The 12,248-nt window shown below is 73.5% G+C and carries 17 protein-coding genes; 11 read left to right on the top strand and 6 right to left on the bottom strand.

Annotation, left to right across the window (positions count from 1 at the left end):
- Window positions 1-19 precede the first annotated feature (19 nt).
- The 6 genes from V5O49_RS06795 to V5O49_RS06770 are packed head-to-tail and all read left to right on the top strand — an operon-like array spanning window position 20 to window position 4,523.
- Window positions 20-1,153 carry a histidinol-phosphate transaminase gene (locus V5O49_RS06795; protein ID WP_332901566.1) on the top strand — a complete coding sequence of 378 codons (1,134 nt, stop codon included), beginning with the start codon at window positions 20-22 and terminating at the stop codon, window positions 1,151-1,153.
- Window positions 1,150-1,752 carry an imidazoleglycerol-phosphate dehydratase HisB gene (hisB, locus tag V5O49_RS06790; RefSeq protein ID WP_332901565.1) on the top strand — a complete coding sequence of 201 codons (603 nt, stop codon included), beginning with the start codon at window positions 1,150-1,152 and terminating at the stop codon, window positions 1,750-1,752. Before V5O49_RS06795 ends, hisB begins: the two co-directional genes overlap by 4 nt.
- Window positions 1,753-2,289 carry a hypothetical protein gene (locus V5O49_RS06785; protein ID WP_278237170.1) on the top strand — a complete coding sequence of 179 codons (537 nt, stop codon included), beginning with the start codon at window positions 1,753-1,755 and terminating at the stop codon, window positions 2,287-2,289.
- A complete protein-coding gene (gene hisH, locus V5O49_RS06780) occupies window positions 2,289-3,023 on the top strand; it encodes an imidazole glycerol phosphate synthase subunit HisH (protein ID WP_332901564.1) in 735 nt (244 codons plus the stop codon). The genes V5O49_RS06785 and hisH overlap by 1 nt, the downstream gene beginning before the upstream one ends.
- 34 nt (window positions 3,024-3,057) lie before the next feature.
- Window positions 3,058-3,789, top strand: coding sequence for a bifunctional 1-(5-phosphoribosyl)-5-((5-phosphoribosylamino)methylideneamino)imidazole-4-carboxamide isomerase/phosphoribosylanthranilate isomerase PriA (gene priA, locus V5O49_RS06775; protein ID WP_332901563.1), 732 nt, complete (start codon window positions 3,058-3,060; stop codon window positions 3,787-3,789).
- Window positions 3,786-4,523 (top strand): SseB family protein, encoded by a 738-nt coding sequence (locus V5O49_RS06770; protein ID WP_332901562.1) that lies wholly within the window; start codon window positions 3,786-3,788, stop codon window positions 4,521-4,523. The genes priA and V5O49_RS06770 overlap by 4 nt, the downstream gene beginning before the upstream one ends.
- 16 nt (window positions 4,524-4,539) lie before the next feature.
- Here the strand turns inward: V5O49_RS06770 and V5O49_RS06765 are convergent, their stop codons facing one another.
- The 5 genes from V5O49_RS06765 to V5O49_RS06745 form a co-directional block, all read right to left on the bottom strand.
- Window positions 4,540-5,268 (bottom strand): S1C family serine protease, encoded by a 729-nt coding sequence (locus V5O49_RS06765; RefSeq protein ID WP_332901561.1) that lies wholly within the window; start codon window positions 5,266-5,268, stop codon window positions 4,540-4,542.
- A complete protein-coding gene (locus V5O49_RS06760) occupies window positions 5,265-5,861 on the bottom strand; it encodes a hypothetical protein (RefSeq protein WP_332901560.1) in 597 nt (198 codons plus the stop codon). Before V5O49_RS06760 ends, V5O49_RS06765 begins: the two co-directional genes overlap by 4 nt.
- A gap of 1 nt (window position 5,862) precedes the next feature.
- On the bottom strand, window positions 5,863-6,219 hold the full coding sequence (locus V5O49_RS06755; RefSeq protein WP_278237176.1) for a DUF1844 domain-containing protein: 357 nt from the start codon (window positions 6,217-6,219) through the stop codon (window positions 5,863-5,865).
- Between the two features lie 134 nt (window positions 6,220-6,353).
- Window positions 6,354-7,802 carry a catalase gene (locus V5O49_RS06750; protein ID WP_332901559.1) on the bottom strand — a complete coding sequence of 483 codons (1,449 nt, stop codon included), beginning with the start codon at window positions 7,800-7,802 and terminating at the stop codon, window positions 6,354-6,356.
- A 27-nt stretch (window positions 7,803-7,829) separates the two neighbouring features.
- Window positions 7,830-8,267 carry a Fur family transcriptional regulator gene (locus V5O49_RS06745; RefSeq protein ID WP_332901558.1) on the bottom strand — a complete coding sequence of 146 codons (438 nt, stop codon included), beginning with the start codon at window positions 8,265-8,267 and terminating at the stop codon, window positions 7,830-7,832.
- A gap of 352 nt (window positions 8,268-8,619) precedes the next feature.
- Here V5O49_RS06745 and infC point away from each other — a divergent pair, with 352 nt between their 5' ends.
- From infC to V5O49_RS06725, 4 genes are all read left to right on the top strand, one after another.
- The gene (gene infC, locus V5O49_RS06740; protein WP_332901775.1) at window positions 8,620-9,360 is read left to right on the top strand and encodes a translation initiation factor IF-3; all 741 of its coding nucleotides are present in this window, start codon (window positions 8,620-8,622) and stop codon (window positions 9,358-9,360) included.
- Between the two features lie 102 nt (window positions 9,361-9,462).
- Window positions 9,463-9,657, top strand: coding sequence for a 50S ribosomal protein L35 (gene rpmI, locus V5O49_RS06735; RefSeq protein ID WP_278237179.1), 195 nt, complete (start codon window positions 9,463-9,465; stop codon window positions 9,655-9,657).
- Window positions 9,658-9,717: 60 nt separating this feature from the next.
- Window positions 9,718-10,101 (top strand): 50S ribosomal protein L20, encoded by a 384-nt coding sequence (gene rplT, locus V5O49_RS06730; RefSeq protein ID WP_278237180.1) that lies wholly within the window; start codon window positions 9,718-9,720, stop codon window positions 10,099-10,101.
- 44 nt (window positions 10,102-10,145) lie between these two features.
- Window positions 10,146-11,000 (top strand): TrmH family RNA methyltransferase, encoded by an 855-nt coding sequence (locus V5O49_RS06725; protein ID WP_332901557.1) that lies wholly within the window; start codon window positions 10,146-10,148, stop codon window positions 10,998-11,000.
- Between the two features lie 79 nt (window positions 11,001-11,079).
- Here V5O49_RS06725 and V5O49_RS06720 read toward each other — a convergent pair whose 3' ends face one another.
- On the bottom strand, window positions 11,080-11,439 hold the full coding sequence (locus V5O49_RS06720; RefSeq protein WP_332901556.1) for a hypothetical protein: 360 nt from the start codon (window positions 11,437-11,439) through the stop codon (window positions 11,080-11,082).
- A 170-nt stretch (window positions 11,440-11,609) separates the two neighbouring features.
- Between V5O49_RS06720 and thpR the strand changes: the two genes are divergently transcribed.
- Window positions 11,610-12,233 (top strand): RNA 2',3'-cyclic phosphodiesterase, encoded by a 624-nt coding sequence (gene thpR, locus V5O49_RS06715; RefSeq protein WP_332901555.1) that lies wholly within the window; start codon window positions 11,610-11,612, stop codon window positions 12,231-12,233.
- Window positions 12,234-12,248 lie beyond the last annotated feature (15 nt).

Below are 12,248 nucleotides of genomic sequence, written 5' to 3'. Positions count from 1 at the left end.
CAGTTCGTAGACTGGTGCGGTGTCCACCCCCGATGCACCGGTCCTGCCGCTGCGCCCCGAGCTCGCCGACGAGGTGCCCTACGGCGCCCCGCAGCTCGAGGTGCCCGTGCTGCTGAACGTCAACGAGAACCCGTACCCGCCCTCGGAGCAGGTCGTGGCGAGCATCGCCGCCGGCGTCGCCGACGCCGCGCGGTCGCTCAACCGCTACCCGGACCGCGACTTCCCCGCGCTGCGCCAGGACCTCGCCGACTACCTGGCCGTGGAGTCGGGGGTGCGCGTGGCGCCGGAGCAGATCTGGGCGGCGAACGGGTCGAACGAGGTCATGCTGCACCTGCTGCAGGCGTTCGGCGGCCCCGGGCGCACGGCGCTGTCCTTCGCGCCGACCTACTCGATGTACCCGGAGTACGCCCGGGACACCCACACCCGCTGGGTCACGGGCCGCCGGGCCGAGGACTTCACCATCGACCCGGACGCCGCGGCCGCGCTGGTCGAGGCCGAGCAGCCGTCGGTGATCCTGCTGGCCAGCCCCAACAACCCGACGGGGACCGCGCTGCCGCGCGAGACCCTCGAGGCGGTCCTGGACGCCGCGGCACGGGTCCCCGCCGTCGTCGTGGTCGACGAGGCGTACGCCGAGTTCCGGCGCGCGGGCACACCGTCGGCCCTGGAGCTGCTGGAGGCGTACCCGCACCTGGCGGTGACCCGCACGATGTCCAAGGCGTTCGCCGCGGCGGGCCTGCGGCTCGGCTACCTCGCGGCGTCGACGGCGCTCGTCGACGCCCTGCGCGTGGTGCGGCTGCCGTACCACCTGTCGGCCGTCACCCAGGCGACCGCGCGGGCCGCGCTCGCCCACCGCGACGCCCTGCTGGCTCAGGTCGCGGACCTGCGTGCGGAGCGTGACGCCCTCGTGGCATGGTTGCGTCGGCAGCGCAGCGCCGCGGGTCCGGTGCAGGTGGCCGAGAGCGACGCCAACTTCGTGCTCTTCGGGACCTTCGCCGACCGGCACGCCGTCTGGCAGGGCCTGCTGGACCGTGGCGTGCTGATCCGTGAGACCGGCCCGGACGGCTGGTTGCGCGTCTCGGTCGGCACCCGCTCAGAGACCCAGGCGTTCCAGGACGCGCTGACCGACGTGATCGCCGAACAGGAGCAGGGATGACAGGCCGCACCGCGCGCATCGAGCGCGCCACGAGCGAGTCCACCGTCGTCGTCGAGCTGGACCTCGACGGGACCGGGCGCACCGACGTCTCCACCACGGTGCCGTTCTACGACCACATGCTCACCGCGCTGGGCAAGCACTCGCTGATCGACCTGACCGTGCGGGCCTCCGGTGACACCGAGATCGACGCGCACCACACGGTCGAGGACACCGCGATCGTGCTGGGCGAGGCGCTCAAGCAGGCGCTGGGCGACAAGAAGGGCATCGCCCGGTTCGGCGACGCCCTGGTCCCGCTGGACGAGGCGCTCGCCCAGGCCGTGGTCGACGTCTCCGGGCGCCCCTACCTGGTGCACTCCGGCGAGCCGGCGGGGCAGGAGTACCACCTCATCGGCGGTCACTTCACGGGTTCGCTGACCCGGCACGTGCTCGAGTCGATCGCCCACCACGCCGACATCTGCCTCCACGTGCGCGTCCTGGCCGGCCGGGACCCGCACCACGTCGTCGAGGCCCAGTTCAAGGCCCTGGCCCGCGCGCTGCGGGCCGCCGTCGCCCTCGACCCGCGGGTCGAGGGCATCCCGTCGACCAAGGGAGCGCTGTAGGTGCCCGACTACCCCGAACCCGACCAGCCCGGCCGGTCCGAGCCCGAGCTGCCGGACGACCTGGAGATCCCGGACGACCTGTCCGGCCTGACCGGCTCCGACGAGCCCGAGATCGCGGTGCTCATCACCCAGGTCGCCGACGCCGAGGCGCTGGCGGCGGCCTGCGTGCTGGCGCAGATCGAGGTCGACGCGGTGCCCACCCCCGTGGGGTCCCTGGCGGTCCTGCGCGACCGCACCGGCGACGCGCCGCGCACGGCGGCGGCCCGCATCTCGCAGGTCGTCAAGGGCGTGCCGCTCGTGCTGGTGACGCGCGACGGCGAGCAGCTGACCTGCCACCGGTACGCCGACGGCGCCGACGACGGCGAGCTGCCGCCCGGTCTCGTGCTCGGCGGTGCGCCGGAGGCGCTGGAGGACCTGCTCACCGGCCACCTGAGCCTCGACGAGCTGCCCGGCGTGGTCTCCTCCGACGGCATCGGACGGCTCAAGGCCGTCCGCATGCTCTCCGCCGTGTCCCGCAAGGTCCGGAAGAAGAAGTGATGGCGTCCTCCGAGAGCTCCGGGCTGCTGCCCGACGACGGGGCGTCCGCCGAGCTGAACGTCCGCCCGGCCCCCGCCGCCCGCAGCACCCACCGCCCGAGCGTCGTCGTGCTCGACTACGGGTTCGGCAACGTGCGCTCCGCGGTGCGCGCGCTGGAGCGCGTCGGCGCGGACGTCGAGCTGACGGCCGACCGGCACGCGGCGGGCGAGGCGGACGGGCTCGTCGTCCCGGGTGTCGGCGCCTTCGCCGCGTGCATGGCCGGGCTGCGCGAGGTGCGCGGCGACCAGGTCGTGGACCGGCGGCTCGCGGGCGGACGCCCGGTGCTGGGCATCTGCGTCGGCATGCAGGTCATGTTCGACGCCGGGGTCGAGCACGGCGTGCGGGCCGAGGGGCTGGGGGAGTGGCGCGGCGTCGTCGACCGTCTGGACGCCCCGGTGGTGCCCCACATGGGGTGGTCGCGGGTGGAGGCCGCCGCGGGCTCGACCCTGTTCCGCGGGGTGGAGGACGAGCGCTTCTACTTCGTCCACTCCTACGCGGCGCAGTCCTTCACCCAGGGCCACGACGACGGCGCCGACCCGCGCTTCACCCCGCCGCGCGTCACCTGGTCCTCCCACGGCTCGGCGCGGTTCGTCGCCGCCGTCGAGGACGGACCCCTGTCCGCCACGCAGTTCCACCCCGAGAAGTCCGGCGACGCCGGCGCGACCCTGCTCGAGAACTGGGTGCGCTCGCTCTGACCGCCCTCTCCCACCACGACTGGAGAACCCCCGCATGACCGAACGCCTCGTGCTGCTGCCCGCCGTCGACGTCGCCGACGGCCAGGCCGTCCGCCTCGTCCAGGGCGAGGCCGGCTCCGAGACCTCGTACGGCGACCCGTTGTCCGCCGCGCTCGACTGGCAGAACGGCGGAGCCGAGTGGATCCACCTCGTCGACCTCGACGCCGCCTTCGGGCGGGGCTCGAACGCCGACCTGCTGGCCCGCGTCGTGGGGGAGGTCGACGTCCAGGTCGAGCTGTCCGGCGGCATCCGGGACGACGCCTCGCTCGAGCGGGCGCTCGGCACCGGTGCGCGTCGGGTCAACATCGGCACCGCCGCGCTGGAGGACCCCGAGTGGACCGCGCGGGTGATCGCCGAGCACGGTGACGCCGTGGCCGTCGGCCTCGACGTGCGCGGCACGACGCTGGCCGCACGGGGCTGGACCCGCGAGGGCGGTGACCTGTGGGAGGTCCTCGAGCGCCTCGACGCGGCCGGCTGCGCGCGCTACGTCGTCACCGACGTCACCAAGGACGGCACGCTGCGCGGTCCGAACGTCGAGCTGCTGCGCGAGGTCGCCTCGCGCACCCCGGCCAAGGTGGTCGCCTCGGGCGGGATCTCCTCCCTCGACGACCTCGCCGCGCTGCGCACCCTGACAGGTGACGGCGTCGAGGGTGCCGTCGTCGGCAAGGCGCTGTACGCCGGTGCCTTCACGCTGCCGCAGGCTCTCGACGTGGCGGGCCGGCCATGAGGTCGATCCAGCCCACGAGCCAGTTCTCCGGCGACGACGGCTCCGCGGACGCCGAGCTGGTCCGCAGGCTCGACGGCTGGCGTGCCGGCACGGTCCCGCTGCGCGACGTCGTGGCCCGGCTGGCCGAGACCCGCGTGCTCGTCCCCGTGCTCGCGGAGGTCGAGTCCGAGGCCACCGTGCAGCACGACGGCGAGGAGCTCACGGTGGACAAGGAGGCCTCGGCCGGCGTCGTGGCGCTCGAGTCGCCCGACGGCCGCCGGGCCCTGCCGGTCTTCTCCTCCGTGGCGGCGATGCAGGCCTGGCGCCCCGACGCCCGGCCGGTCCCGGCCGAGGCGGTGCGCGCGGCGCTGTCGGCGGTGAACGAGAAGTGGTCCCTGCTGGTGCTGGACCCGGCCGGTCCGGTCACCGTCCAGATCCCGCGACCGGCGGTCTGGGCGCTCGCCCAGGGCGTCGAGTGGCGTCCCGCGCTGGTCCCGACCGACGACGGCCTCGAGGTGGACGCGGAGGTGTCCCGGGCCATCGCCGACGCGGCCGCCCCGGTGCAGCACGTCGTCCGCGCGACGGCGGTCCCGGGTCGGTCGGCGGAGGTGGCCGTCCGGCTGGAGCTGAACCCGGGCCTGGACCGGGCCGGTCTCGACACCGTCCTGGGCCAGGTCAACGCCCGCCTCGCCGCGGCCAAGGTCGTCGCCGAGCGGGTGGACTCCCTCGAGCTGCGGATCGCCGCCGCCCGCTGAGGCCGCGGCGTCGGCCTCAGCAGGCCGGCAGCGGCGTGAACGCGCTGGTGTCGTCGAGCATCTCGCGCAGCGTCGACTGCGGCACGACCAGGGAGCGTCCGTCGGTCGTCTTGGCGTACACCACGCCGATGACGCGGCCGGACTCGTCCAGCGCCGCGGAGCCGGAGGACCCGGGCTCGACGGGGGCGTCGGTGACGAGCACCTCGCCGAGGTTCTCGTTGAGCGGGTCGGTCGTGGTGCCGATCACCTCGCCCGCGGTCACGGTCAGCCTGCCGCCCGACGGGTAGCCGACGACGCTCACCCGGGCACCCGGCGCGGGGTCCGCCTCGGCGAGCTCGGGGGAGGACGGCAGCTCGTCCTCGGTGCGCACCACGGCGAGGTCGGCGAGCGTCGCGGTGCTCGCCGCCGAGACGTCGATGTCGCGGCCGTCGTAGGTGTTGACCTGCAACGACTCCGAGTCCGCCACGACGTGCCGGTTGGTGATCAGCGTCGTGGCGTCGAGGGCGAACCCGGACCCGGTGGACAGCCCCTCGCAGCCCACGTTGCGGATCCGCACCGCCATGCGCTGCACGGCGTCGAAGCCGTCGGGGGAGAGTCGTCCGGACTCGGCGGCGTCCAGCGACGGTGCCGCCACGCTCGGGACGATGTCGGTCGGCACCGACGGGGGCATGTCCGGCAGCGTGCCGCACGCCGCGACGACGGCGACGCCCGCCGCCGCCAGGGCGCCCCGCACCGGCGCTCTCACTGGGCCAGCTCCTGCTGCAGCTGCTCGTTGGCCTCGCCGGCCTCGTCGCACAGCGCCTGCACGTCGTCGCCGAACCGGTCGAGGTCGGCCGGGTCGTAGGCCTCCCGGTTCTCCAGGTAGCCGATGAGCTGGAACTGGGCCTGGGTGCACTGCTCGAGCGCCGTGGCCACGACCCCCGCGGCCTCGCTGACCCGGCGCTGGTAGTCGAGGTACTGCTGGCTGGCGACGTTCTCGTCGCCGAGCTGTGCCTTCTCGTCGGCCAGCTCGGTGATCCGCTCGGTGGCCGTGTCGAGCTGCTCACGGGCCGCGACGAGCTCGGCCGTGACGCCGTCGAGCTCGGCCTGCAGCGCCGCGACCTCGTCGGCGTACCGCTGAGCCTCCGACTCCCACTCGGCGGCGTGGTCCTCCCAGGCCGTCGTGGTCTGCCACAGGTAGCCCGCGGTCGCGAGGGTCACGATGAGGGCGATCCCGAGGACCACGGCGGTGACGCGCGCCCCGCGGCCGGGACGGCGGGGCGCGCGACGTCCCGGTGCGGGGTCCTCGGGCCGGTGCACCGGCCCCGCGGCCTCCCAGGACGGCGTGGGGGAGGTCATGTCAGACGACGGAGCCCGTGAAAGCCTCCCCGGGCCCCTCGCCGGGGGCGTCCGGGACGACGGAGGCCTCGCGGAAGGCGAGCTGCAGGGAGCGCAGGCCGTCGCGCAGCGAGCGGGCGTGCTGGTTCCCGATGTCGGGGGCGCTGGCCGTGACGAGCGCGGCCAGGGCGGTGATGAGCTTGCGGGCCTCGTCGAGGTCGAGGTGCTCGGGGGCGTCGTCCTCGGCGGCGAGGCCGCACTTGACCGCCGCGGCGCTCATGAGGTGGACCGCGGAGGTGGTGATGACCTCGACGGCGGCCACGTCGGCGATGTCGCGCGTGGCCCCGGTCGCGTCGAGGGGGTCGGTGCTGGCGTTCATGGGGTCCATCTTGGCACCTCCCGGCGCCCGGACGACCGAGGCCGGACCCGCGCGTGCGGGTCCGGCCTCGGTGCGGGGGCGACGCCGGCGAGATCCGGCGCCGACGGCGCCCCCGGGACGTCAGCGCGTGCGCGTCACGCGGCGACCTCGGAGCGCAGCTTCGCCCCGAGCTCGGCGTCCACGTTCGTCCAGTACTGGAAGAACCGCTCACGGATCTCGTCGATCGTGATGGCCTTGCCCTGGCCGGTCAGCGTCTCGAGGAAGCGCGCCTTGGCCGCGTCGTCGAAGACCTCGCGGTACAGGGTGCCGGCCTGGCCGAAGTCGTCGTCCTCGGCGTGCAGCGTGTAGGCCGAGCGCATGAGCTCGCCGTCGGTCTCCCAGCTCCCCTCGGAGGCGCGCGTCGGGTCCGCGGCGGGGCCGCCGAACGAGTTCGGCGTGTAGACCGGGTGCTCGGGACCGTTGAAGTGGTACTGCATCGGTCCCTGGTGCATGTAGGTGTGCACCTCGGAGGCGTGCGGCTGGTTCACCGGCAGCTGGTTGAAGTTCGCGCCGATGCGGTGGCGGTGCGCGTCGTTGTACGAGAACACGCGCGCCATGAGCATCTTGTCGGGCGAGATGTCGGTGCCGGGCACCTGGTTGCCCGGGGAGAACGCGGCCTGCTCGATCTCCGCGAAGAAGTTGCGCGGGTTGCGGTTCAGGGTGAACGTCCCGACCTTGATGAGCGGGTAGTCCGCGTGCGGCCAGACCTTCGTCATGTCGAACGGGTTGAACCGGTAGGTCTTGGCGTCCTCGTACGGCATGACCTGGACCTTGACGTCCCACGAGGGGTGCTCGCCGCGCTCGATCGCCTCGTACAGGTCGCGGCGGTAGTAGTCCGCGTCCTCGCCGGCGATGCGCTCGGCGTCGGCGTTGCTCATCATCTCGACGCCCTGCTTCGCGATGAAGTGGTACTGCACCCAGAAGCGCTCGCCCTCGGCGTTGATCCACTGGTAGGTGTGCGAGCCGTAGCCGTTGAGGTGCCGCCACGACCGCGACAGCCCACGGTCACCCATGAGGTAGGTGACCTGGTGGGCGGACTCGGGCGACAGGGTCCAGAAGTCCCACTGCATGTCCGCGTCCCGCAGCCCGGAGGCACCGAGACGCTTCTGGGAGTGGATGAAGTCCGGGAACTTCATCGCGTCGCGCAGGAAGAACACCGGCGTGTTGTTGCCGACGACGTCGAGGTTGCCCTCTTCCGTGTAGAAACGCAGCGCGAACCCGCGCACGTCGCGCCAGGTGTCGGGGGAGCCCTGCTCGCCGGCCACGGACGAGAACCGCAGCAGGGTCTCGGAGGTCGCACCCGGCTGGAACACGGCGGCGGAGGTGTACTGCGAGACGTCCTCGGTGACCACGAACTCGCCGAACGCGCCGCCGCCTTTGGCGTGCGGGTTGCGCTCGGGGACGCGCTCGCGGTTGAAGGACGCGAGCTTCTCGACCAGGTAGCGGTCGTGCAGCACGGTGGGGCCGTCGGCGCCGACGGTGAGCGAGTACTGGTCGCTCGCGACCGGGCTGCCGGTCTGCGTCGTCGTGTGGGGGGTCGTCATGGGGGACGTCCTTTCTCGGGGGATCTTTCAGGAGGCGTCGGTGCACGCGGGGCACATGCCCCAGAACGTCACCTCGGCGAGGTCGACGGAGAAGCCGTGGGCGTCGCCGGGCACGAGGCAGGGAGCCGGCCCGACGGCGCAGTCGACGTCGGCGACGGCGCCGCACCCGCGGCAGACCACGTGGTGGTGGTTGTCGCCGACCCGTCGCTCGTAGCGTGCGGGGTGCCCGGCGGGCTCCACGCGGCGCAGCAGGTCGGCGTCGGTCAGGGTGTGCAGGGAGTCGTAGACCGCCTGCACCGAGGCGGAGCCGAGCTCGGCGCGCACGGCCCGCACCACGGTGTCGGCCGTCGAGTGCTGGTGCTCGCCGAGCGCGCGCAGGACGGCGAGGCGCACACCGGTCACGCGCAGACCGGCGTCGCGCAGCAGGCGGCGCTCCGTCGACGTGTCGACCGGTGTGGTGCTCATGGCAACCACCCTAGGCTGTTCTCTGGAATGATTCCAGTCTTCGGGGGGCGCGGCGGCGTGACCGAGTCGACACCTCGGGTGCTCGCCGGGCGCGGGGGGTTCCGTGCTACAGTCGGTGGTCGACCGACCCGGCTGCCCAGTGGCCGGGTGCATGCAAGTGGAGATCATCCCACCCGAGCACCGACAGGCAGTCGCCGACAGGGGCCGGGTCCGGTCGGACGGCGCGACGTCGTCCCACCACGGTCGTTCGTCGGCGTACGCCACGGACGGACGGTATCGATGGCCTCCACCTGCTCCTCGGGTCGGGGGCCTTTCCCGTACCTGACGGTCGTCACGACGAGCACCTAGGAGCATCACCATCAGCGAGCCTCGCATCAACGACCGGATCCGCGTCCCCGAGGTCCGGCTCATCGGCCCGGGCGGGGAACAGGTCGGCGTGGTCGCCACGGGAGTCGCCCTGAAGCTTGCCCAGGACGCGGACCTCGACCTCGTCGAGGTCGCCCCGGCAGCCCGTCCTCCCGTCGCCAAGCTCATGGACTTCGGCAAGTACAAGTACGAGTCGGACATGAAGGCGCGCGAGGCGCGGCGCAAGCAGGCGAACACCCTCCTGAAGGAGATCCGCTTCCGCCTCAAGATCGACCCGCACGACTACGCCACCAAGAAGGGGCACGTCGAGCGGTTCCTCTCGGCCGGCGACAAGGTCAAGGTCATGATCATGTTCCGTGGTCGTGAGCAGTCCCGCCCGGAGGCCGGCGTGCGCCTGCTGCAGCGGCTCGCGGACGACGTCTCCGAGCTCGGTTTCGTCGAGTCGATGCCGAAGCAGGACGGGCGCAACATGACCATGGTCCTCGGACCGGTCAAGAAGAAGTCCGAGGCCAAGAGCGAGCAGCGCAAGCGGTCCGCCGAGGTCAACGCCCAGCGCAAGACCAAGTCGGAGGTCAAGGCCGAGCGGCGCGCCGCGGAAGGCCAGCCCGAGCCGGAGGAGGCACCGGAGGTGGCCTCGGAGCCGGCCCCGGAGCCGACGGTCTCCGAGTCCGGCGCCGGTGCGTCCGGACCCAAGCCGGGTCCGAAGCCCGGTCCGCGCCAGGGCTGATCGCCGCACGAACCACCTGACACCGGGCCGGCCCCACCGGCCCCGGTCAGCACCACGTCCCCGCCTCCGGGCGGGTGACCGACACGAGGAGAGACGGCAGTCATGCCGAAGAACAAGACGCACTCCGGCGCCAAGAAGCGCTTCCGGACGACCGGCAAGGGCAAGCTCATGCGCGAGCAGGCGAACCGTCGCCACCTGTTCGAGCACAAGCCGACCAAGCGCACCCGCCGGCTGGCCTCCGACGAGCCGGTGGCCAAGGCCGACGTCCAGCGAATCAAGAAGATGCTCGGTAAGTGATCCTGTCGGCGGCCCCGGCCGCCGAGATCGCTTGTCGACCCGAACTGCAAGGAGCATCACGTGGCACGCGTGAAGCGGGCGGTCAACGCCCACAAGAAGCGCCGTACGACCCTCGAGCGCGCCAGCGGCTACCGCGGCCAGCGTTCCCGTCTGTACCGCAAGGCCAAGGAGCAGGTCACCCACTCCTTCGTCTACTCGTACCGTGACCGGAAGGCCAAGAAGGGCGACTTCCGCAAGCTGTGGATCCAGCGCATCAACGCTGCGGCCCGCCAGCAGGGTCTGACCTACAACCGGTTCGTCCAGGGCCTCAAGGCCGCGGGCGTCGAGGTCGACCGTCGCATGCTCGCCGAGCTCGCGGTCAACGACACCGCCGCGTTCAACGCGCTGGTCCAGGTCGCCAAGGACGCCCTGCCCCAGGACGTCAACGCGCCGAAGGCCGCCTGAGCACTCGCTCGGTCACCCAGGACGCCCGGACAGCCCGCCTGCCGATGCCCCGCATCCCCGACGTGACGCTCGCCAACCCGCGAGCAGGTCGCGTCAAGCAGGTCAGGGCGCTGTCCGGGCGTTCTGCTCGGTCCAAGCACGGCCAGTTCCTCGTCGAGGGCCCGCAGGGCGTCCGGGAGGTCGTGCGGCACGCCCCGCAGGACGTGCGCGACCTCTACGTCACCGCGGCCGCTGCCCGCCGCCATCCGGAGATCCTCGACGCGGCGCAGCACGCCGACCTCTACGTCCACGTCGGGACCCCCGAGGTGCTCGACGCCATGAGCGCCGACGCCCAGGGCGTGCTCGCCGTCGTCCGCGCCCGGGCTCCCGAGCTGACGACCGCGCTCGCCACGGCCGGGTCGCCCGACCGCGCCCTGCTCGTGGCCGTGCTGGCCTCGGTGCGGGACCCGGGCAACGCCGGCACCGTGATCCGCGCCGCCGACGCCGCCGGGGCGGACCTGGTGGTGCTGGCCGGCGACAGCGTCGACGTCCACAACCCGAAGGTCGTCCGCTCCACCGCGGGGTCGCTCTTCCACCTGCCGGTCGTGACGGGGGTGACGCTGGCGCAGGCCGTCGACGCGGCCCGCGCCGCGGACTGCACCGTGCTCGCCGCCGACGGCACCGGCCGGTACGACCTCGACGACCTGCTCGACGTCGCCGGCAGCGACGCCGCGGACGTGCCGGACCTGGCGTGCGGCACGGCCTGGGTCTTCGGCAACGAGGCGTGGGGACTGCCGGCGCCGGACCGCGCGCTGGCCGACGCCGTCGTCCGCGTCCCGATCCGCGGGCAGGCCGAGTCGCTCAACCTGGCGACGGCCGCGACGGTCTGCCTCTATGCCTCGGGACGCGCCCACCGCTGAGGCGTCCGACCCCGGACATGACCGAGGGCCCCGCGTGGGACGAACACGCGGGGCCCTCGGCCGGTCGATGGGCCCGGGATCAGGCCGGGCAGGCGGCGTCGATCGCAGCGTCGACGTCCGCGCCGGGCAGCAGCACGTCCGCGTAGGCCTTGAGGACGACGTTCGCGGTGCCGGGGTCCGTACGGTGGATGTTCAGCACCGTGCTGAACGGCAGGTAGTCGCCGCTTCCGATCGGCCACTCCAGCCCGTTCGCGGCCACGCTGCTCAGGACGCCGGTGTCCTGGAGCACGCCGATGCCGAACTGCTGGCAGGCGACGCCGGTCGGCTTGCCGCCGTCTCCCGCTCCGACCGGGGCGGCGGCGGAGGCCGAACCGGCGGATCCGACCGTGGCCAGGGCGGCGAGCGCCGCGGACACTCCGGCGATGGCGATGCGCTTCATGGGTCTTTCCTCTCCTTCGGGGCCATGACACCCGGGTGTTCGGCGTCGGGGCGCGGATCGGATGCAGACGGATCGATCTTTTTTTCGCCGGGCCGATCCGGACCGACGCAGCCGCCTCCCGCCACCCCGACACGGACGACCGGGCACGGAGGCCGCCGTACCATCGGCGGGTGCGACTGTTCACGGCGGTGTACCCGCCCCGGGAGGCGCTCGAGCACCTCGACCTGGCGCTGGGCGGGGTCGGAGGACCGTCGGCGTCCGCACCGGGCAGCGGGCTGCGCTGGGTCCCGTCCGCGCAGCGCCACGTGACGCTCGCCTTCCACGGGGAGGTCCCCGACGGGGCCGTGGAGGACTACGTCGACGAGCTCGCCACGGTGGTGGCCCGCGCGGCGCCGTTCGAGACGGCGCTGGTCGGCAGCGGCACGTTCGGGGGGCGCACGCTGTGGGTCGGCGTCGGCGGTGAGGTGGACCGGCTGCGGGCGCTGTCGCACGAGGTGGCCCGCGCGGCGGACGCCGTGGGGATCGCGGGCGCCGACCGGGCCGGCGGCCGCCCCCACCTGACCGTGGCGAGGGTCTCGGCCGCGCGGCGGGGCAGGGACCGGAACGGACGCGGCCGAGGCGCCGCGCGCGAGGCGGACCCGGCGACGCCGTTCGCCCGCTGGGCCCGCGCGCTGGCGGTCTACCGGGGCCCGACCTGGCCGGTCCGTACCGTGCACGTGGTCGCCTCGCGCCTCGGGGCGGGTCGTTCCGGCGGTCCGGCCCACGAGGACGTCGCGGTGCTGCCCCTCGGGTGACCATAGACTGTGCGG

It is taken from the genome of Isoptericola haloaureus, from assembly GCF_036689775.1.
Taxonomy (GTDB): Bacteria; Actinomycetota; Actinomycetes; order Actinomycetales; family Cellulomonadaceae; genus Isoptericola; species Isoptericola haloaureus.
Note: the sequence above shows the minus strand (reverse complement) of the source record. Positions and strands in the feature narration are given on the sequence as shown.

Coding starts and splice junctions, on each gene's coding strand:
- hisB (WP_332901565.1), top strand. CDS start 1,150: ATGACAGGCCGCACCGCGCGCATCGAGCGCGCCACGAGCGAGTCCACC.
- hisH (WP_332901564.1), top strand. CDS start 2,289: ATGGCGTCCTCCGAGAGCTCCGGGCTGCTGCCCGACGACGGGGCGTCC.
- priA (WP_332901563.1), top strand. CDS start 3,058: ATGACCGAACGCCTCGTGCTGCTGCCCGCCGTCGACGTCGCCGACGGC.
- V5O49_RS06770 (WP_332901562.1), top strand. CDS start 3,786: ATGAGGTCGATCCAGCCCACGAGCCAGTTCTCCGGCGACGACGGCTCC.
- V5O49_RS06760 (WP_332901560.1), bottom strand. CDS start 5,861: ATGACCTCCCCCACGCCGTCCTGGGAGGCCGCGGGGCCGGTGCACCGG.
- V5O49_RS06755 (WP_278237176.1), bottom strand. CDS start 6,219: ATGAACGCCAGCACCGACCCCCTCGACGCGACCGGGGCCACGCGCGAC.
- V5O49_RS06750 (WP_332901559.1), bottom strand. CDS start 7,802: ATGACGACCCCCCACACGACGACGCAGACCGGCAGCCCGGTCGCGAGC.
- V5O49_RS06745 (WP_332901558.1), bottom strand. CDS start 8,267: ATGAGCACCACACCGGTCGACACGTCGACGGAGCGCCGCCTGCTGCGC.
- rpmI (WP_278237179.1), top strand. CDS start 9,463: ATGCCGAAGAACAAGACGCACTCCGGCGCCAAGAAGCGCTTCCGGACG.
- V5O49_RS06725 (WP_332901557.1), top strand. CDS start 10,146: ATGCCCCGCATCCCCGACGTGACGCTCGCCAACCCGCGAGCAGGTCGC.
- V5O49_RS06720 (WP_332901556.1), bottom strand. CDS start 11,439: ATGAAGCGCATCGCCATCGCCGGAGTGTCCGCGGCGCTCGCCGCCCTG.